The 19,701-nt window shown below is 56.1% G+C and carries 14 protein-coding genes and 1 other RNA gene; 9 read left to right on the forward strand and 6 right to left on the reverse strand.

The genetic code is table 11. The features are described from left to right. Positions 1-12 precede the first annotated feature (12 nt). The 6 genes from E5Q11_RS03050 to xrt all read left to right on the forward strand — a co-directional run bounded on the left by E5Q11_RS03050 (position 13) and on the right by xrt (position 7,429). Entirely contained in the window at positions 13-1,725 is a 1,713-nt protein-coding gene (locus E5Q11_RS03050; protein ID WP_135801910.1) for an asparagine synthase-related protein, read from the forward strand. A gap of 41 nt (positions 1,726-1,766) precedes the next feature. Then, positions 1,767-2,651 carry a glycosyltransferase gene (locus E5Q11_RS03055; protein ID WP_135801911.1) on the forward strand — a complete coding sequence of 295 codons (885 nt, stop codon included), beginning with the start codon at positions 1,767-1,769 and terminating at the stop codon, positions 2,649-2,651. A gap of 31 nt (positions 2,652-2,682) precedes the next feature. Further along, on the forward strand, positions 2,683-3,558 hold the full coding sequence (locus tag E5Q11_RS03060; RefSeq protein ID WP_135801912.1) for a glycosyltransferase: 876 nt from the start codon (positions 2,683-2,685) through the stop codon (positions 3,556-3,558). Continuing rightward, positions 3,555-4,622: a hypothetical protein gene (locus tag E5Q11_RS03065; RefSeq protein ID WP_135801913.1), complete on the forward strand. Its 1,068-nt coding sequence runs from the start codon at positions 3,555-3,557 to the stop codon at positions 4,620-4,622. Before E5Q11_RS03060 ends, E5Q11_RS03065 begins: the two co-directional genes overlap by 4 nt. Beyond that, positions 4,619-5,752, forward strand: a complete 1,134-nt coding sequence (locus E5Q11_RS03070; RefSeq protein ID WP_135801914.1) for a GNAT family N-acetyltransferase — start codon at positions 4,619-4,621, stop codon at positions 5,750-5,752. Before E5Q11_RS03065 ends, E5Q11_RS03070 begins: the two co-directional genes overlap by 4 nt. A gap of 132 nt (positions 5,753-5,884) precedes the next feature. Further along, positions 5,885-7,429 carry an exosortase gene (gene xrt / locus E5Q11_RS03075; RefSeq protein ID WP_168215599.1) on the forward strand — a complete coding sequence of 515 codons (1,545 nt, stop codon included), beginning with the start codon at positions 5,885-5,887 and terminating at the stop codon, positions 7,427-7,429. 177 nt (positions 7,430-7,606) lie between these two features. Here the strand turns inward: xrt and E5Q11_RS03080 are convergent, their stop codons facing one another. The 6 genes from E5Q11_RS03080 to E5Q11_RS03105 all read right to left on the reverse strand — a co-directional run bounded on the left by E5Q11_RS03080 (position 7,607) and on the right by E5Q11_RS03105 (position 16,729). Further along, a complete protein-coding gene (locus E5Q11_RS03080; protein WP_135801916.1) occupies positions 7,607-10,306 on the reverse strand; it encodes a tetratricopeptide repeat protein in 2,700 nt (899 codons plus the stop codon). A gap of 84 nt (positions 10,307-10,390) precedes the next feature. After that, on the reverse strand, positions 10,391-11,770 hold the full coding sequence (gene prsR, locus E5Q11_RS03085) for a PEP-CTERM-box response regulator transcription factor (protein ID WP_135801917.1): 1,380 nt from the start codon (positions 11,768-11,770) through the stop codon (positions 10,391-10,393). 116 nt (positions 11,771-11,886) lie between these two features. After that, entirely contained in the window at positions 11,887-14,019 is a 2,133-nt protein-coding gene (gene prsK / locus E5Q11_RS03090; RefSeq protein WP_135801918.1) for an XrtA/PEP-CTERM system histidine kinase PrsK, read from the reverse strand. A 26-nt stretch (positions 14,020-14,045) separates the two neighbouring features. Continuing rightward, a complete protein-coding gene (locus E5Q11_RS03095; protein ID WP_135801919.1) occupies positions 14,046-15,005 on the reverse strand; it encodes an SDR family oxidoreductase in 960 nt (319 codons plus the stop codon). Then, the gene (locus E5Q11_RS03100) at positions 15,005-15,820 is read right to left on the reverse strand and encodes a lysophospholipid acyltransferase family protein (protein WP_135801920.1); all 816 of its coding nucleotides are present in this window, start codon (positions 15,818-15,820) and stop codon (positions 15,005-15,007) included. Before E5Q11_RS03100 ends, E5Q11_RS03095 begins: the two co-directional genes overlap by 1 nt. Positions 15,821-15,835: 15 nt before the next feature. Continuing rightward, positions 15,836-16,729 (reverse strand): D-hexose-6-phosphate mutarotase, encoded by an 894-nt coding sequence (locus E5Q11_RS03105; RefSeq protein ID WP_318527266.1) that lies wholly within the window; start codon positions 16,727-16,729, stop codon positions 15,836-15,838. 146 nt (positions 16,730-16,875) lie between these two features. Between E5Q11_RS03105 and E5Q11_RS03110 the strand changes: the two genes are divergently transcribed. The 3 genes from E5Q11_RS03110 to dnaX all read left to right on the forward strand — a co-directional run bounded on the left by E5Q11_RS03110 (position 16,876) and on the right by dnaX (position 19,699). Then, positions 16,876-17,550 carry a 2OG-Fe(II) oxygenase gene (locus E5Q11_RS03110; RefSeq protein WP_135801922.1) on the forward strand — a complete coding sequence of 225 codons (675 nt, stop codon included), beginning with the start codon at positions 16,876-16,878 and terminating at the stop codon, positions 17,548-17,550. A gap of 80 nt (positions 17,551-17,630) precedes the next feature. Next, positions 17,631-17,727, forward strand: an RNA gene (ffs, locus tag E5Q11_RS03115) — signal recognition particle sRNA small type. A gap of 115 nt (positions 17,728-17,842) precedes the next feature. Then, entirely contained in the window at positions 17,843-19,699 is a 1,857-nt protein-coding gene (gene dnaX, locus E5Q11_RS03120) for a DNA polymerase III subunit gamma/tau (RefSeq protein ID WP_135801923.1), read from the forward strand. Positions 19,700-19,701 lie beyond the last annotated feature (2 nt).

The following is a 19,701-nucleotide window of genomic DNA, read 5'->3' on the forward strand; positions in this document are numbered from 1 at the left end:
AAGGGACTGATTATGTTTGCTGGCGTCATGATGCTCAATTCAAAACAGGCTGTCTCATCGGAATACGGAAAAGCCCTGTGCCAAAATCTATCTCGCCAACCTGACGAAGACATAGTAGAGCTTGATTTTGAGCACGCTTATATCGTGCAGGCCAAGGTTGGCGCTCTTACCTCATATGATGGCCTATCAAAACATGAGCCGCATGCTGCCTCACTTTTGTCGGGTGAGCCACTTGGGCCCGCTGGAAATATTGATGGTGATCATAAGTTGATTGATAAGGAGTTGGCCGAAGGGAGCTACCCTGCGCTGCGCGAATGCCGCGGGGCTTTCTGTGGGGCTAGTTACAGTGAGGCTGCGGGTGAGCCGGTTCTGCACTTGTTTTCCGATAAACTTGGAGTCAGGCCCATTTACTATTGGTGCGATGAAGAGATGGTCGTTTTTTCAACGGCCTTGAGGGTCTTGGAAGCCTTACCCTTCGTCCCAAAAGTTCGCGATGATGTGGGCGTTGCAGAATCTATCGCGTTTGGGTACCCCCTGGCAGAGCGTACTCAATACGTCGGTATAAATGTCTTACGCGAGGCGGAGATCGTTAGCTTCTCTTCTGATGGCATCTCAAGGGCCTGTTACTGGCGTTGGGATCAGGTTCCTACCCAGGAGATTTCAGATAAAGACGCCTTGGAAAAGGCCTATAAGCTGTTTGCGGATGCGATTAATATAAGGCGGCGCGGAGATCGCGAGGTTGGTGCTTTCCTCAGTGGCGGTATGGATTCACGAGCGATAGTGGCGATGCTCCATGCATCGGGTGCTGATATACAAGCAATCAACTTTTCCCCAGATAGGTCGCAGGATCAGGCGCTTGCGCGTGCCTATGCCGAACAGATCGGCGTCTCCTTCTTTGCTGCTCCGAGGAACCATAGTTCGAAGGATGGCTTCCGAATGGCGCTGACTAGGTTCGTGCGTGATTGCATAGACCGTGGTGAGATTAAAGCAGAGAGACCGAACGGTCTTTGGTCTGGCGATGGTGGAAGCGTTGGGTTGGGTAATGTTCACCTTGATGACAAGCTGTTATCACTTTTGAGAGGTGGTGAGCGCGGATCTGCAATCAAGCATCTCTTCCAGATTTGCCAGATTGGATTTCCTTACCGTCTACTCCAGCCTAATGATAGAAAAATCGTTGCCGATCTACTGCGCACAGGCGTTGAAAATGAACTTGACCGTCTTGAGTGTGCGGATCCCGGTCAGGCTATGTTTCTGTTCCTGATGGTGAATGACCAGAGAAAACATTTGTATGATGTCTACGAGGATCTCGACTTACATCGCCTCGAATATCAACTCCCTTTCTTTGATAGTAATTTACTGGAATTCATATGCGGGCTTCCTGTGGATTACAGAAACAACCACCGATTTTACACGGATTGGTTCTCGGTATTTCCGGAGAGCACTCGATTGGTGCCATGGCAAACCTATCCTGGGCATGTTGAATGTCCGTTACCTATCCCCGAGAACCTTTCTTATCAGTGGGGCCGTCCAAAACCTCAAAAGCTCACCACGAAGATTGCTTCAAGAATTTCAAGTGGTATTGAAGCCCTCAGGCTCGCCTTGGACCCTGCAGGTCTCGGTCCGGTGCCAAGAAGTAGGCTCCTAGCGCTGGCAGGAATACAGTTGCTTTGCATTAAGGACTATTCCTATGCAGTTAAAGCGGCTGAACGTTATCGGTTGGGCTGAGGTGTTTTTAGCAAAGTCAAAATTGATATTGGAAGTTCAGAATGACCTCAGACGATAAACCTCATGTCAGCATCATTACACCCACATTCAATCGTGCGGATTTTATTGAACAGGCCGTCGATAGTGTGCTTAAGCAGTCGTATCAAAACTTCGAACTCCTTATTATTGACGATGGTTCTACGGATGACACTAAAGAACGACTTGCTACTGTTCTTGAAGATGCACGGGTGCATTATTTTTATCAGGCGAATCAGGGGCAGAGCGTTGCCAGAAATCTAGCGCTATCCCGAGCAAGTGGCGATTTGGTTTGTTTCCTCGATTCGGATAATTATTGGCCCGAAAACAAGCTTGAAATTCAGTTGACCAAATTGGCCGAACAGCCGGATGTTGATGTCGTTTATGGAGATATAGTTACTGTCGATGAACAGGGTCAGGAAATCTCCAGGAAGAATATGAGGCGGTACTCAGGTGATATTGCTAAATATATGATTCGGGACAACTGTGTGAGCATGAATACGGCAATGGCCCGGCGCAGATGTTTTGAAGAGCTCGGCGCCATGAGTGGAACTCGGCGTGTGGCGGATGACTATGATTTGTGGCTGCGGTTTTCGGCTCGGTTTCGCTTTCATTATATGCCTGAATTCCTGGCTTTTTATAGGGTCATGGAGGACCAAATCTCTTCTGACAAGTCCCGACGATTCGATTCTAACTGGCAGATTATCAATGATTTCAGACGGGATTTTCCCAGTGCAATGTCGAAGAAGGATTTTGATTCCGGCTTTGCGGCTTTTCATTGTAGAAAAGCTAGATATCTCGCCGGTCAAAACCTTAAAAGGAGAGCACTCGTAGAGCTTCTGAAAGCGTTAAAGTTTGAACCAGCAGGGCGCGTTACATGGAGAAGTCTTGCGGCTATTCTTTTGAAATGATATCGCGCAGACCCGTCTTGGGGATACCGACATGCCAACCGTAAGTGTAATAATGCCAACTTTTAACAGGGCAAAATTCCTTCCTCAGGCTGTTGGTAGCGTTCTGTCTCAGAGCTATGCTGATCTGGAGCTCATTATCATAGATGATGGCTCGACAGATGACACAGTTAAGGTGTTAGCTCCGTTTTTAAACGATGACCGCGTTCGCTATTTTCATCAAGAAAATCGTGGCCAGAGCAAAGCTCGGAATGTCGGCTTGAATCAGGCCAGTGGCGAGTTTATTGCTTTTCTCGACTCAGATGACACTTGGGCCACAGAAAAACTTAAAAAACAAGTGGCCCTGATTAGCAGATTACCTGGGGCAGCAATCGTTCATGGCGATGAGGAGACCGTTAACGAGAAGGGTGAGGTAATAAGTTTCGATAATATGAAGCGCTATTCAGGCCGAATTACGCGCCAGCTTTTGGCGGATAACAGCGTGAGCATTACGACGGCCCTGGTGCGCCGTAAGTGTTTTGATGAGATGGGCGGCTTTCAGGCAAGCCATGGTGTCGCGGACGATTATGACCTCTGGTTGCGGTTTTCTGCCCGTTATCTGTTTCATTATGAGCCTGGAATTGTCGCGTCTTATCGTGTGATGGAAGATCAGATTTCATCGGATAAACGCCGGCGCTTCGCAGCCAATGAAATGATCATAAGGAACTTTCTGAACCAGTACGGTGATTCGGTTACGCCCCGGGAAAAACGCTGGGGTCTGGCACGTTTTTATTGTCGTTCCGCCCGGTATTTCGCAAGTGTTGGCGAACGGAAAAAGGCTGCCAGGGATATTGTCAGGGCCTTTAGCAATGCACCCATGGATTCGGTGGTATGGCGGGCTCTGTTCCGGATTCTGGTGCCGCAAAAATGACAGATGTTGCAGATCATAGCCAGAGTAAGCCAGAGCAACAGTTTCCCCGTTGCGTTCCCTGGCAGGGTAAATACCAGGACGGTGTATTAGGGCTTTTTTTAGACGTCGGCCACAAGCGCAAGCTCTGGGACTGGCAATTCGAGTCCAATCCTTTCTCCCTGCCTTTCAGTCCTGTTGTTATGGTGGACGATCAGGACCAGGTGGTTGGGTTCAATGGTGTGATGCCTGTTATGGCCGAGGATGCCGGTGTTGAAAGGCCGGTGCTATGGAGCTGTGATTTCTTTCTGGCAGAAGCCTGGCGCGGCAAGGGGCTTGGAAGCGAAATCAAACACGAACTGCATCAGAAATCCCCGATCATTATGGCCTTCGGTATCAGTGACCGGGCAAGCGATGTGCTGCAGCATCTCGGTTGGGTTTCTGATACCTCAGTTGAAAGTTACCGAATGATCCGGCGAATCAGTGGTTGGCGAACCTGGGTGTTCGTGGCTCTTCAGTTGGCGAACAGGGTAGTTCGTGGCGCCTGGCCGCCCTGGAAACAGCGAGGGCCGGAAGCGGGAATGAGATTGTCGGTACATTCGTTTCTACCCGGGAAAGACCGGGTTGATAACCTTTGGCGGTCCTGCGCCGGGGGCTATGAGCGTATTGTGGTCCGCAATTACAAATATCTAGACTGGCGCTACCAGCAACATCCGTTGGGCCGTTATGCGTTTGTTCGCGCAGAGAGAGCAGGCGAGTTGGCGGGCATCCTCGTTGTTCGGACACATGGGGAGCATCTGCGAATAGTAGATTACCTGGGGCCCTGCCGTGACCACCCGCTTAAAAAAGCGATGATTGATTACGTGGTTAGTCGGTGGCGCCACGTTACACAGATGTCAGCGGTAACGTCTGATGATCAGTTCGGTGATTGCCTTGGGGCTGCCGGATTCATACGGATGCGCGGAAAGCCGCGATTTTTTCGTTACGAGGCAGAACCCTCTGACCGAAAATGGTTCATCATGGCTGGTGATTCAGATGGCGAGTTCCTGCAGGCCGGTTCCGATTTTTGTGACCGGGGGGCATTATGACCCTGCGTATGGAACGTTTGTCCGAATCGGATTTCAGCTCTATGGCGCAGGAATGGCAGCGCTGTCTGCAGGGTTCCAATGCAAACCCCGTGTTTCTTGGCTGGCCTTGGTTGTTCAGCTGGTGGGAGGTCTGGTCCCAGGTACTAGGCCTTGAGCTTGTGCTGATCGGCGTCTATGACGAGCAGGACGGCCTGATCGGCCTCGGGCCTTTCTATCGCCGGGCCATTCTGACCCCCACCGGCTTTCGGGTGTATCGGCTCTACCTGGTTGGCAGCGCCTGGCGGCTGGCGCCCACCGTCAGAACGGAATACTGCGGGTTTATTTTGCCCGCCGGCCGTGAGAATGAAGTGAATGAGGCGATTTTGACCGCGGTTGCCAAGCTGGAGTGGGATGAACTGATCTGCAGTGATGTGGCCGAGGGAGATGTCTCGGGTTTCGCCCCTGATCGGTGGCCGTTAGAAGGGCAAGCCCGCATGATCCCTAGAACAAAAGACAGGGGCGTTCGGATATCGGTGCAGGGGGCATTTGATGACTGGCTGAAGCAGCTTGGCAAAAATACCCGACTGAAAGCCTACAATCGCCGAACTTATCTTCGCGAACGCGGGAACCTCAAATTTTGCCCGCACCAAGCGGAAACTGACGGTGATTTTTTTGATTGCTTGAATCAGTTCCACGTTATGCGCTGGGGCGTACCTGTGTTTGACGAGAATGCACTGCGGTTCCACCGGCTTTTTATCGAGCGCCTTTCAGAGTGCGGGGGCAGGGCGGAATTGACGACGCTTCGGTACGACGGCGATTGTGTCTCCGTGCTCTATGATGTTGTGGTCGGCGGCTGGCGGCTGAACCTGCAGGCGGGGTTTGTTGAGGATTTTGACAGCAAGGTTGCCCTTGGCTCACTGCATCTCGGGTTTGCGGTTGAGGCGGCGTTTAGCGATGACGCCGTCGAATTTTACGACCTGCTGGCCGGGTCTGGGAAAAATCATTTCTATAAATCCCACTTTCAGGGCGATGTGGTTGATTTCGAGACTTTCCAGGTGGTTCGGAATCCGGTAATCGGTTTTCTTTATTGGCTGCAGGGGGTAACTCCGGCGCCGGTTTCGAGAATGTTCAATCGAAGGATAGGACTGTAACGCGCCAGGGGACAGAGCATGTTGTTGGACCGCTTTATTTATTAGTTGGTGCTAGCAAAGGTTCGGCTGGTAAAAAAGCACATTAAAAGGCAAGATCGAGCATATTCAAGATTCATACAGGGAGCAGTGTCGGTGGAAAGGATTCACTACAGCCGTTGGATAAGCTCCGTAGCCCTTTTTTTGATTACCTTCGGTCTTTTGGCCTTTCTGGTCTCACCCACGCTTGAAAGCATCTTTTCCCGTTGGCTCAAGTTCGATGAATCCTATTCTCATGGTTTCCTTTTGCTTCTGGTGTCCGCATACATTGTGGGCCGCAAGTGGTATGCGCAGCGCCCGATAACTGGTTTTTACCCTTTCTGGTGTTTTCCTTTTGTTCTCGCCCTGGCGGGTTACACCCTGGGTGGCATTCTACGTGTGGAAGCGCTGCAGGAACTTGTTCTGGTTCCGATGATTCTCAGCATCCTGGCTATCCTGATCGGCTGGAACCAGGTTCAAAAGTTTATCCTTCCAATTGGCCTATTGATCTTCGCTTTACCTTTTTGGGATTACCTGTCGTGGACCCTGCAGTTGATCACTGTGGCCGTCAACGAGATTGGCCTGGGCTTTTTGGATATTGATTTCCGGATTGACGGTATTTATGTGTTCCTGACCGGTATCGGAGCCTTTGAGGTTGCCAATGGCTGTTCTGGTCTTCGATACCTGCTGGTTGGGCAATCTCTGGCGCTGTTATACGGTGAACTGAACCTGCGGAAGATTCGGTCCCGGATCATTCTGTTTCTGGTGGCGATTGGCCTGGCCTTGTTTGCTAACTGGGTCCGGGTTTTTATCATTATCTACATGGGCTACGAGACGAATATGCAAAGTAGCCTGATTGAGGATCATGACAATTTCGGCTGGTGGGTGTTTGCGGTTACGTTGATACCGTTGTTCTTGTTGGGGCGGAAGCTGGAGAATTCCGCTGTTGAGCAGGCGGCAGACAAGCACATGCGCGCTGATGAAGCTAGCCCGGCGCCGAAGAAGCATCGATACGCTGGTGTGGCCCTCGTGTCTGTGTTTTTGATTGCCGCGTTTTTTGCGTTACCGTCCAACACTGGTGAAATCAAAGAAGTGCCGGCGAACTATGATTTGCGTCTTGACCAAGAGCAATACGGGCCGCTTTTCGCGTCCGATCTTGAAGGCTGGCGCCCGCAGATTCGGAACCCAGACAGGGTGTATCAGCAAACGTTGTTTGAACGTGCTGCCGTTAACGATGCTTCCGATGGTATGCCCGAGGTTTTCTATGCTGCCATTCACAGCTACGATTTCCAGCGCCAGGGCGCAGAGGTCGTTCAGTACGGTAACAGGCTTTATGATTCAGAAGAATGGCGGCTTACTGATTTATTCAACCTCGAGGGGCCGGATTCGCGAAGATTAAGCGGTATTACGCTGCAGCAGCGCTTTGGTGATAAGAAGGTCCATATTGCCTACGGTTACTACGTGGAAGCACACTGGGAGAGTGATGAGCTGCGAGCGAAATTATCCCAGCTTGCCGGGTTTTTTAATGGCAGGTCAGATGGGTCACAAATTACATTCGGCGTGTATTGCCGTGACTGCGATGGTGTCGAGGCATTAAGCAGCTTTATTGATCGGAATCTGCCAGTTCTGCTCGATACCATTGATGCGCAGTATAAAGAGTAAAAAGGTTGAGCCAGCCATCCGATCAGCAGGCGCAGCTGTCGGGTCGTCAACGTCGATCTGAATCAAGCGTGTGCCGAGGCAGAAATCGATCACACGGGGAATTGCGAAAAAGGGCTGGCGATTTATTCGCCAGCCCTTTTCATTGCTTATGGATACAGGCTAGAGCTCGTTGACTGCTCAGCTACTCCCATCACTTACATTCTGTAGAATCTGCTTGGCGTCATCATCACGCCCCACCGACTGGTAGGCTTCCGCCAAATGCATCGCAATTTCCTGCGAATCCGGCTGCAGCTCGTGCGCCTTCTCCAGAATAGGCAGGCTTTCTTCGGTTTCACCTGCCTTGAACAGAATCCACCCATAAGTATCCGCGATAGCTGCATTATTCGGGCTTAGCTCATAGGCTCTGCTGGCCAGCTCAATCGCCCGCTCATCGCCACTTTCGTGATAAAGCCAAGCCAGGTTATTCAGCGCAATAACGTTATTCGGCGAGACCTTGATGAGCTGGGCGTAGGTTTCCGCTGCGGCGCCTGCATTGTCCGTTTGCTGCTGCATAATCGCCAGGTTGGTCAGTAGCGGCTCGGAGTTGGGGAAACGCTGCTGTGCCGCTGTCAGGCTTTCCAGGGCCTTGGCTTGCTGGCCGTCACGGTTGAGTGCCTGGGCATAGGACACTTCAAGATCAGGAGAGCTGCGCTTTGCCAGAGCCAACTGGTATAGGTCGGCGGCTTGCTGGAATTCCTGTTGCTGCTCGAAATACCGCGCTTCCACGAAGAAAGGAGCAGGGGAGTCCGGGTGGCTCTGTTTCACATCGCTCAGGATTTCCCGGGCTTTCTTCGAGTCGCCTTCCGCGAAGGCGAGCACCGCGGCCTGCAGGCCGATCTGTTCGTGCTCGGGGAAAAGTACGCGGCCACGGGTGAGGATGTCGTTGGCTTCGTCAGTGCGATCGCGCTGGGCCAGTTGGGTGGCGATGCCGTGATAGACGGTTGCCACCAGGTTTTCGGCCGGTGCCGGGCTGTTTTCGTCTTCCCGTTCCAGCAGGCCTGCGGTCAGTTCGTTGGCGGTGGTTTCGTCACCGGCAATCAGTGCGGATTCAAGCAGTACCAGCCGGGGCCCGATAGCTTCGGGGTTTTCCTTCTGAACATCCTCCATCAGCGCGGTGAGCTCTTCCCGTTCCATAACGGCGGTCAGGCCACGCAGTGCCTGCTGGTTGTCGGGCTGAAGTCTGATGGCGCGGGTGAAGGAGGTTTTTGCTTCATCCGGCTGTTGCTCGGACAGCGCCAGGTTGCCAAGGGAGATAACGGGGGTGGCGTTTTCTGGTTCGGCCTTGGCCGCTTGCTGGAAGAAGGATCTGGCTTGTTCCGTATTGCCGCCACGAGCAGAGATGTTACCCAGGGCGATCATGGCGCCAATGTTGTCCGGTTGCTGTTCCAGCCACTGTTCCGCGGTCTGCCTGGCGGCTGGCAGATTGTCGGCGGATACCTTGGCCTGGATGACGATCATGCGGGCCTGGTCCAGGGTTGGGTCGTTCTGCAGGGCCTGTTCCGCCTGTTCAATGGCGCGTTCAGTGTCGCCTTCCTGAATCAGGTAGGCGGCGTAGCGCAATCGCAGGCTGCTGTTTTCCGGCGCCAGCTCCAGGGAGCGCTGGATCATCTGTTCGCCGCTTTCCTTGTCGCCGCTGACCAGGGAGGCAATGCCTACCAGTGCCATGGTTTCAGGGTCGGTGTCCTGCGCTTCCAGGCCGGCCAGTACTTCTTTGGCGCCATCGGGGTTTCTCATTTGCAGGCGCGTTGCTGCCAGCAGTTTCTGGGCCTGTTCGGATTCTTTCAGGGCAGCGATAGGCTCCAGCAGGGCTTCGGCTTCTTGCGGGCGGCCCTGGCGGTAGCGGATGATGCCGAGCATCAGTGCCGCCTGTTCATGGGTTGGCGCTTGCGCAAGGGTTTCTTCCAGGTAACGCGCGGCGGTGGTCAGGTCGTTTTCGTTAAAGGCTTCCTGAGCAGCCACCAGATTACTGCGAATGGTGCCGGGCGCGGACTTCGCCAGGATTTCCTCGTAAACAAACGCTTCAGAGGCTTTGCCCTGTTGGCGCAGCACGTCGACCAGGGCGGACATGGTTTCGAACTTTCTGAAGGTCATCACATCGTACTGGCCGATGGTTTCCAGGGCGTTGATATAGGCCTGTTCGGCTTCGGCCCAGCGTTCGTTGGAATGGGCCAGGCGGGCTTTCCAGAGCCAGAGTTCCACATGCTGCGGATCGATTTCGTTGGCCTGCTGGATAAACCGGGCAACGTCCTCGGGGTTGTCTTCGCTGTAGGCCACTTTGGACAGGCCGATCAGTGGCTCAACCGAGTTCGGCGTCACTTCCTGGGCCAGTTGATAGGCTTGGCGAGCCGCTTCGGTTTTGCCGGAGGCCAGCTGGATATGGCCTTTCAACAATGCTGCTTCGGACTGCTGGGCGCGGTCGGCGTCCTTGATGGTGTCCAGGGCATCAAGTGCGTCCTGGTACTGTTGCTGCATCAGGTTGGCTTCGGCGCGAACCAGCGCAGCGTCGTTCAGGCTGGGCTGGCTGATGTTGGCAGGCTCAATCTGGTCCATCAGGGCGTCAAGCTGGCGTTCTGCGTTGCGGGCGTCGCCGGCGGTCAGCAGGTTGTTGATAATAACCAGGTAGGGCTCGACCCGGCCGGGCTGCATTTCGATGGCACTACGGGCTTCCAGGGTGCTGGCTTTGAGTTCGCCCTGGCGCTGGAAGAATCGGGACTGGTCCAGGTGGCTCAGGTACTGGATTTCTTCCTGGCTCATTTCGTTGCTTTCGCCGCATCCGGCGACAAGCAGCGCGAACGTGATGGCAATAAGTGTGGTTTTTAAGGCTGACGCTGATTTCATGTCCCTGTTCCTTATGATCCTGCGGTTCTTATTCTGGGTTCCCTGTTGCTCTCGCTGCCTGTGCTGTCTGCTAGGTGGTTCGCATTACTGGCGGACCTCCGGGCTTTCAGCGGATGTCTCAATTCGGTATTTATCGGTCAGGTTATAGAGTGTGGGGCGGGTGATTCCCAGCAGTCGCGATGCCTGGGCCATGTTGAACTGGCAGCATTGCAGTGCCTGCATTATGGCGGCGCGTTCTGCCCGCTCCCGCACCTGTCGAAGGTTCAGCGTGTCGTCAGCCTCGCCGTCGCCAGAACTGAGTTCCAGATCGGCGGCGGTTACCCGCTTGCCATCGGCCATGATGGTGGCGCGCTTCACCTTGTTGATCATTTCGCGCACGTTGCCGGGCCAGGGGTGGGTGGTGATGGCGGCAACGGCGTCTTCGGAAAACGCCAGGTTGGGGCGGTCCATCTGTTTGCCCAGGGATTTCAGCAGTGACTGGGCAATCACCAGGGCATCTCCATCACGGTCCCGAAGGGCGGGCACGTCCAGGGTGATTTCGCTGATGCGGTAATACAGATCTTCCCGGAAGTCGCCGCTGTCGATCAGCTGGCGAACGTCCCGGTGGGTAGCGCAGACCACGCGAACGTCTACCGGTATGGGTTTGACCGAGCCCACGCGGTCCACCACGCGTTCCTGCAGGAATCGCAGCAGCTTTGCCTGCAACGCCATGGGCATGTCGCCGATTTCATCCAGGAACAGGGTGCCGCCGTTGGCGCTTTCGATCTTGCCTTTCTTGCTCTGGGTGGCGCCTGTAAAGGAGCCTTTCTCGAAGCCGAACAGTTCGCTTTCCAGCAGGTTCTCTGGAATGGCGGCACAGTTGATGGTGGCAAAGGGCTTGTCGGCGCGCTGGCTTAAATCGTGAAGCCCCCGGGCCAGCAGTTCCTTGCCGGTGCCGGTTTCGCCGGTAATCAGGGTTGTGACGTCGGTGGGCGCGACTTTTTCCAGGGTGCGGCAGATAGTCAGCATCTGTGAGCTGGCCGCGACTATCCCTTTGATGTTGGTGCCGTTGCGATGGCTGGAAAGCTCGCGGTTGTCACGTTCCAGTTCGGCCAGACGGAAAGCGCGGTTGACCACAAAGGTGAGAATGTCGGCGTCCAGGGGTTTCTGGTAGAAATCGCTGGCACCCATGCCGATGGCTTTGACCGCGTTTTCTTTTTCTTCACGGCCGGTGACAACGATGATCTTGGCCATGGGGGCCAGCCGCAGTATGTCTTCCAGCAGTTTGAAGCCTTCGGTGGCTCCGCCAGCGTCCGGGGGAAGGCCCAGGTCCAGGGTGATCACTTCCGGTTCCAGCCGTCGCAGTGCTGTCAGTGCGGATTCCCGGTCAGCGGCCAGCGCTACCTCGATATCGTCACTGAAACACCAGCGCATCTGGCTTTGCAGGCCCGGATCATCCTCTACTATCAGAAGTCGTCTAGTCACAACGAATAAAAGTCCTTTTTTGAGATTACGGCGTTCTATCGGATCTCAGACTCCGATTCTTAACCGATCATTGACACTTTGCAATGGTCGCGGCCGCCATTTTCAAGATGCGCCAGTTATTTGGCGCCCTCGTCGGTTGTTGTGAGTGTTTCCGGGGCCTTTTCCCGGGATGTTGAATCAGCCAGGGAGCCCGGCCGGGCCAACGGAAAACGCAATGTGAAACAGGAGCCTACGCCTGGTTCGCTGGTTACATCGATGTTGCCGCCGACGTTCCGCACGTACTCCCGGGCCTGGTAGGCGCCTATTCCCATACCGGTCAGGCCCTTGGTGCTTTCGAACGGTTTGAATAGCCGGGTCTGGATAAACTCTTCGGTCATACCCGAACCTGTGTCCTGTATGAACAGTACCACGTTGTCCCGTGCCGTTTTCAGTGTGAGGGTAATTTCACCTCCCGCCGGTGTCGCATCCTGGGCGTTCTGGATCAGGTGGCCAAGAATACTGTGTAGCTGCTCCAGGTCGGCGTTGATGAAGATGTCTTCGGGGTGGGGGACTACCCGGGGCGCAGGCTGCCCTTTGGCGTATTGCTCCGCCACGGCTTCGATGGCCTGGCCCAGTTCAAGTACCTTGGTCTCCATGGTTTCGTCGGCGGGCCGGCGAATGTGGTCTACCAGGCTGGCCATTTTGCGAACGGCGTGATCGGTGGTCTGGATCATGTCGTCGATAAACTCGGTTTTGTCCCGGTGGCGCGGGGCGTTTTTGACCAGCAGGGACAGCTGGGCGATCAGGGTTTTCAGGTCGTGCACCATGAACGCCGATGCCTTGCTGACCGCTTCAAACTGCATGGCCTGGGACAGCCGGCTCTGGGCATCCGCCTGGGCCAGCAGGTTACAGGTCTGGCGGGCGACAACCTTGACCAGGTCGAAGTTCTCCCAGTTCAGTTCAACCCGCGCATAGGGGTTGCCCACAAGCGCGATGCCGTAAAGATCGTTGCCCAGGTAGAGGGGAATCACCAGCCAGCCCCCGGTAATCTGCAAAATGGGGTCGGGGATTTCCAGCAGGTTATAGCGCACCGGGTCCCGGTGGTATTCGTGCAGGTCAACGATCCACTCCCGTTCCCCGAAAAATCGGATCAGTTCCGAGCTGGCATCGATGGTGGTGTATTTCGGTGGGGCCAGGTTGATGGCGCTTTGCAGGGCAAAGTCACCGCGATCCTGTTTGACCCAGATTGCCCCGGCGTTGCTTTCCACCAGTCCCGAAAGAATGCGGATAACCCGCTCCGGCAGGGGCGGGCTGTTGCTGAGGTTGGCCAGTTCCCGGGTCATCTTCAGCCATTCGTCCCGGTAGTCGTATTTGTAGTCGAAAAAATTCTGGCCAATAAACACCATCAGGCGGGCACGGACACGGCGGGAGGTAGCCAGGGTAACCAGAAAGATCAGTGCGGCACTGAGGAACAGAATCCGGAGTGCTTCGCCCCAGTCGCCCCCCATGATTCGAACGTAGTAACCGCCAATCGCCAGAAACAGCAGATAGCCACCGGCCAGCATGAGCGCACCGGCGTGGAAGACAGCGGAGCGGGACAGCTGGAAATCCACCGGTTGTTTGCGGGTGTTGATCACATTCACCGCAAACAGCGGAACGATGGCGGCGTTGACCAGGCCGCGGGCGTTCCAGAACGAATCCGCCACCTGCCCGAACAGCAGGGCATCGGCGTACATGAAGAAGTCGTAGGCGAACAGGCTGGCAACGGCGATGCAGACGTACTTCATGCTCGATCGGCCAAAGGTCACGGCATTTCGCCAGATCTGTTCGACCAGTGACAGGCCCATCAGCGATAGGGCAATCTGCCCGACCACCTTGGTTTTGCCGTCCAGTATGGTAAGGCCGGACAGGTATTCCAGGGCTCCGGACCCCAGCAGCACCAGGATCAGAAGAAGTGTGGCCCCGGTCATGATGCGCCGAAGCTGGCCTTTCAGGTTGGCGGTGCGGAAGGCATCCCTGAGCAGGGCGAAGAGCACGGCCACCCAGGCGGCGTCCCGAAGTAGCTCCAACAGGTAGCGAATGAAAAAGCTGGGCTCCTGCCACAGCGACTGGGTAACCAGCGAGCCGGCCCAGATGGAGGACACAATGGCCGCCAGGAAGATTGAGCGATCAATATCCCGGCGCAGGTATCGTGTGGCGACCAGCCCGGCCAGCAGCGCATAGGCGATGGCGGCTGTGGCATGGCTAATCAGGCTTAGATCGTTGAGCATGGCTCGCGTCCTGCGCTCAAACCGGGTCAGACCGGCTTTTTGTTATCCCGGTAATACCGGAAGATTTCCTTGAGCGGCCGCCTGGGCTGAAACCCGAACTCCCGGGCGAAGGCTCTGCCGTCTATGACGACAGGATACTTGAAAAACGCCATCAGATACGACGGAAAACTGCGCAGCTTCAGCGTGTCTAAAAGCACCTTTGGCACCAGGGGTGGAATCGACGGTATCGGGAAGGTTTTACAGCCGCAGAGTTTCAGTGCGTGCTGATACGCTACCCAGTCTTCCGGCGCCACGTTGAAGATACCGCGCTGGGTTTTGTTATAGGCCAGAACCACGGCGTCTGCCATATCGTCGATGTGGATGAACTGCATCATCGGGGAAAAGCCGGCCAGCACCGGTGTCCGTTCGCTGCCCAGCAGGGTGCTGATGGAGTTGCGCACCCCGGGCCCGACAATGTTGCAAGGTCGCAGTACGGTTATATTCAGGTCCGGGTAGCGCCATAGATAGATGTTGGCCAGGTTTTCCAGCTCTACCGAATCAATCAGATCCGCGCTCAGCCCCGCGCTTTTCAGGGGAGCTTCCTCGTCAATCAGGGCCGGGTTGTAGGCCACGGCGCCATAGACGTGGAATGTGGACAGCACCACCACCCGCTTGATGCCGTATTTGTGGCTCAGGTCCAGCAGCTTCTGGGTGCCCAACACGTTGGCGTTGTAGCGGCGCATGCGGGTGAGCTGGCTCGACATGATCCGCCCCATGTGGATCACGCCGTCGAATTTGTAACGCCGGAACAGGTCTTCAAAGGACCGTTGGTTGAAGTCGATGCAATAGCTGGGGATGCTATCGCCCAGGTAGACCTGTTCCCGGAAATCCACCGCGACTATATCGCAATGGTCCCGCAGCCGGTTGATGACCTGCTGGGTGAGGGCGCCGGCGGCACCGGTGATCAGGATGTGCGGTCTGCTTTGCTTCTGCTTCAAATCGGTCATCAGAAAAGCCTTTTCCGTTCGCTCAGACCCTTGTCGATCAGCTCGCTGATTGCGGCCTTGACGTGTTCAACCCGTTCGGTGACCTGTTCTTCCGGAATTTCCCGGTTGTCGAAGTGCATGGGGTCGCCGATGTTCAGGTGAACCTTGGCCGGGAAAACCACGGGCAGCGCAACCGGGGCGTAAGGTATGCCCAGCATCCGCGCCAGAGGTTTGATGTTGGCGATGGCGGGTATGGTTTCCTCACAGCCGACTACACCCACGGGCACAATAGCGGCGTTGTACTTCATCGCCAGATGCATGAAGCCGTTGCCGAAACGTTTCAGCTGGTAGCGGTCCCGGTAGAGCTTGCCGGAACCGCGCACGCCTTCGGGGAAAACGATCACCGCTTCGCCGTTGGCCAGCATCTTGGCGCAGTTGGTGGGGTCGCCCAGCACAGCGCCAAATTCATTCAGCAGGTTGCCCAGGTAGGGCACCGTGGGAAAGAAGCGTTCGATCATCGCCCGGGGTATGCGCGGCTTGTTCTGGCGGGCCGCCAGGGCGTAGCCGATCAGTATGCCGTCGATCGGAAGTTGGCCGCTGTGGTTGGCCACGATCAGCACCGGGCCTTCAGCGGGAATCTTGTCGATCCCGGTGGTTTCCACCCGGAAGTATTTTTCGTAAAGCTGCCGGGCCAGGGAAAACCCGACTTTCATGCCGTCGTTATTGAAGCCCCAGGGGTCATAACCCAGAGTGCCGATGGGCTTGCGGATGCGGTCGATCTGATTGTCCAGCTCGGCCGAAACCAGTTTTGATCGCAGGTAGGATGTCAGGCCCATGGGGTCTCCAGATTCTTAAAGTCGGCCAATCATAACGCCTATGGTGTGGCTTTGCCCTTCATTGAGCACGCGATAATCGGAAAGCGCATTGGCGGTTTCCACGCAGAGCATCCGCTGCCAGCCGGCGTCCGGAAAATCGGATAGCTGAGCCGCCTTGGTTGGCCCGGGGTTCCAGACCACCGTAGAGTCGCTGCCGACGGACTGCAATGATCGTTCGGTGGCCGGGGTGATAACCGCCAGTGGCTGACCGCTTTCGTAGATGCGGTCGGTTTGGCCATTGAACAGGACCGGGCCGTGCTGGGTGAAGTCGCTCCAATTCTCCAGGGTGTCGATAAACACCGAGCCCTCCAGACCTTCTATGTGAGTGTGGCGGATGTCGCTGGTGGGCAGGTAGGTGTGCAAGGCCTGGGTCAGCGCCAGTGGTGAATCGCCGAGGTTGGTGGTGGTCAGCGCAATCTGCAGGCTGTCGGCGGTGAAGGTATAGGTGGCTAGGCACAGGGCGCTGCCGTTCCAGGCATCGGCAAAATCCTGGTTGGCGTGCAGCGACAGGCTGATTTCGACTTCGACTGAAGTTTCACGAACATCTTCCAGTTTCCACAGCGCAGTTCGGGCAAATCCGTGGGAGGCGCCTGTCAGAATCCGCCGCCGGACTTCCGGAGGATTCCTGCCCGGCACACCAAACCAGGGCCAGCAGATGGGGATGCCACCGCGAATTGCCTGGCCGGGTTTGAAAATGGCGTCTTCGCTGACCCAGAGCCAGTTGGCTTCGTCGCGGGGCGCGAACTGGGTAAGGTGGGCACCCTGAAGAAACAGTCTGGCCTTGAATGATGGATGATGTACTTCGACGGCTTCCAGCTGCCCCACGGTTGTCCAGCGGGTGAATGACCATTGCCCGGGTTTGATTGCCACACTTTGCCTCGTTGCTGTGATGCTCAATGCCGCACGGGAGCCCGTCAGGTTTCGGCATTCTCTTATCTGCAGGGTAAATTAAAACATCGTGCCGGGCGAGATTCAGGCATAGAATTCGGGCCAGTCAATAACAGGAATTGAACCCTATGGGCATGAACGCACTGGCACAGCATTTGGTCGCCGCGCCGTCATCAGAGGACTGGCTCGATGTGCTGGCCGATGGCCTGAGTGAATATGGCTGGCTGAGCGTCGACGCCCGTGGGTTCCTGGGTGAGCGGTTGCTTGCGACTCTGTGCGAGGAAATTCGGGATCTGGACCGCAACGATGAATTGCGTGCCGCCCGGATTGGCCGTGGCCAGGACAAAACCCGAGATCGCTCGGTACGGCGGGACAAGATCGCCTGGTTGCAGGGCGAAACCGGCGCCCAGGCCGAACTTTGCAATGCCTTTGAAGCGATCCGCACGGGCTTGAACCAGCGGCTGTTCCTGGGCCTGAAACGGTTTGAAGCCCACTACGCCACTTATCACCCCGGCGACTTCTACCGCAAACACGTGGACAGTTTCCGGGGCAGGGCATCGCGGGTGGTCAGCGTTGTGTTGTATCTGAATCAACACTGGCAGGAAACAGACGGTGGCGTGCTGCAGGTGTTCAACCGCGACAGTGACCAGGAAATCTGCGGGCGGGTTGCGCCGGAACTGGGCAGGATGGCAGTGTTCATGAGCGAGGAAATCCCCCACGAAGTGCTGCCAGCCAATCGCACCCGCTACAGCGTGGCCTGCTGGTTCCGGCAGGATGAGATACCGCTGCCTTTGTCACTCTAGAAGCGTTGTAGTGCATCGGGCCTTTTGCTACTATGCGCGCCGTTCTGAGGGATTCCATGCCCCGGACGTTATGGTGGCTCCATCGGTGCCTCCGCAACGATAAACCGTGAACCCGGTCAGGCCCGGAAGGGAGCAGCCGAAGCGGTGGACTTGTGTGCCGGAGTGTTGCTGGTGGAGTCACCCCCAGTTTTGGGGTCAGACCCCAAGACATTTTGCCTGCCCAAATGCATTGGGGTCTGACCCCCTACCGTGCTAATGTTAATCCCATTTTCTCCGCCGCAGTTGATGGAATATGAGCTATCAGGTTCTCGCCCGAAAATGGCGCCCTAATACCTTCAAGGACATGGTTGGCCAGGAGCACGTTCTTCAGGCCCTGATACACGCCCTGGATAACCAGCGCCTGCACCATGCCTATCTGTTTACCGGCACCCGGGGTGTGGGAAAAACCACCATCGGCCGCCTGCTGGCCCGCTGCCTGAATTGCGAAACCGGCGTTACCTCCAACCCCTGCGGCACTTGCACCAGCTGCCAGGAAATACAGGAAGGCCGGTTTGTTGACCTGATCGAAATTGACGCGGCTTCGCGAACCGGCGTGGATGATATGCGCGAACTGACGGATAACGTTCAGTACGCGCCCACTCGCGGCCGCTTCAAGGTGTATCTGATTGACGAAGTGCACATGCTTTCGAATCAGTCGTTCAACGCCTTCCTCAAGACCCTTGAAGAGCCACCGGAACACGTCAAATTCCTGCTTGCCACAACGGATCCCCAGAAGCTTCCCGTAACGGTGCTGTCCCGCTGTCTGCAGTTCAATCTCAAGCGGATGACGCCGGAGCACATCGCCGGGCATTTGCGCCATGTGCTGACCCAGGAAGAGATTCCGTTTGAAGAGCCTGCACTCTGGTTGCTGGCCCGTGCGGCTGACGGCAGCATGCGGGATGCACTGAGCCTGACTGACCAGGCCATCGCCTTTGGCAACCAGACCCTGAACAGCAGCGATGTCAGCAATATGCTGGGCACCATTGATCAGGGGGATATTGCCCGTCTGGTGGATGCACTGGTGGCAGAGGACGGCCCGGCGCTGCTGTCTGAAATCCAGCGGATTTCCGATTTTGCGCCGGATTACAGCATCATTCTGGCGGACCTGTTGTCGCTGTTTCACCGTGTCACCATGGAACAGGTGGTTCCCGGCAGCGCTGATAATTCACTGGGCGATGCCGCCATGGTGCAGACACTTGCCAGGCAGGTCAGCGCGGAAGATGCCCAGCTGTTTTATCAGGCTGCGCTGATGGGCCGGAAGGACCTGGCGGTGACGCCGGACGCGCGAATGGGTTTTGAGATGACGCTGCTGCGTATGCTGGCCTTCCGCCCCGGCGCTGACCGGCGCGAGCCTCCTGCCGGTGGGGGTGCGCGAACGGCCAGCGAGGGGGGGAGCCGGGACGAACCGGAGCCGGCCGCTCAACAACAGCCACAGCCGGAACCCGAACCTGCTGAATCCGTTCCTGCACCTGAACCGGAGCCAGAGCCAAAGTCAGAGCCAGAGCCAGAGCCAGCTCCCGAACCGGAGCCGCAGCCTGAGCCGCCCTCACAGGAAGAGCCCCCACCGTGGGAGCCTGAATCCGAGCTTCCCTGGGAGCCTGATGAGCCGACTGTGAGTGATGAAACCGCTACCGCTCCTGTTCAGCTGGAGCCATCAGCGAAGTTAGAGCCTTCAGAGAAGTTAGAGCCTTCAGCGGATATAGAGCCTTCAGCGAATGAAGAGCCCTCAGATTTTCACTGGGAACGGGATTTCCGCAGCCTCAATATCGTCGGTATGCCCGGCAACCTGGCCAGCAATGCGGCCATGATCCGTTCAGGCAATGACATTGAACTTGTTCTGGACGAAGGCCACGCCCGGCTGCTGAATGCCCGCCATGAGGAAAAAATCCTTGAGGCGTTGAGGAATCGGTTTGGCGACGCCATAAACGTTAAGATAACGGAAGGCGAAACCCGTGGGAAAACCCCGGCGGCCTGGGAAGAAAACCGTCGGCAGGAACGTCAGGCGGCGGCAGAAGCAGCCATTCATGACGACCCGCTGGTAAAGTCCATCGTAGAACGTTTTGATGCACGGGTAGTCGAAGGCAGTATCCGGCCCGGAAAACAGACTTAGAA

Source organism: Marinobacter confluentis, assembly GCF_004785685.1.
Classification (GTDB): Bacteria; Pseudomonadota; Gammaproteobacteria; order Pseudomonadales; family Oleiphilaceae; genus Marinobacter; species Marinobacter confluentis.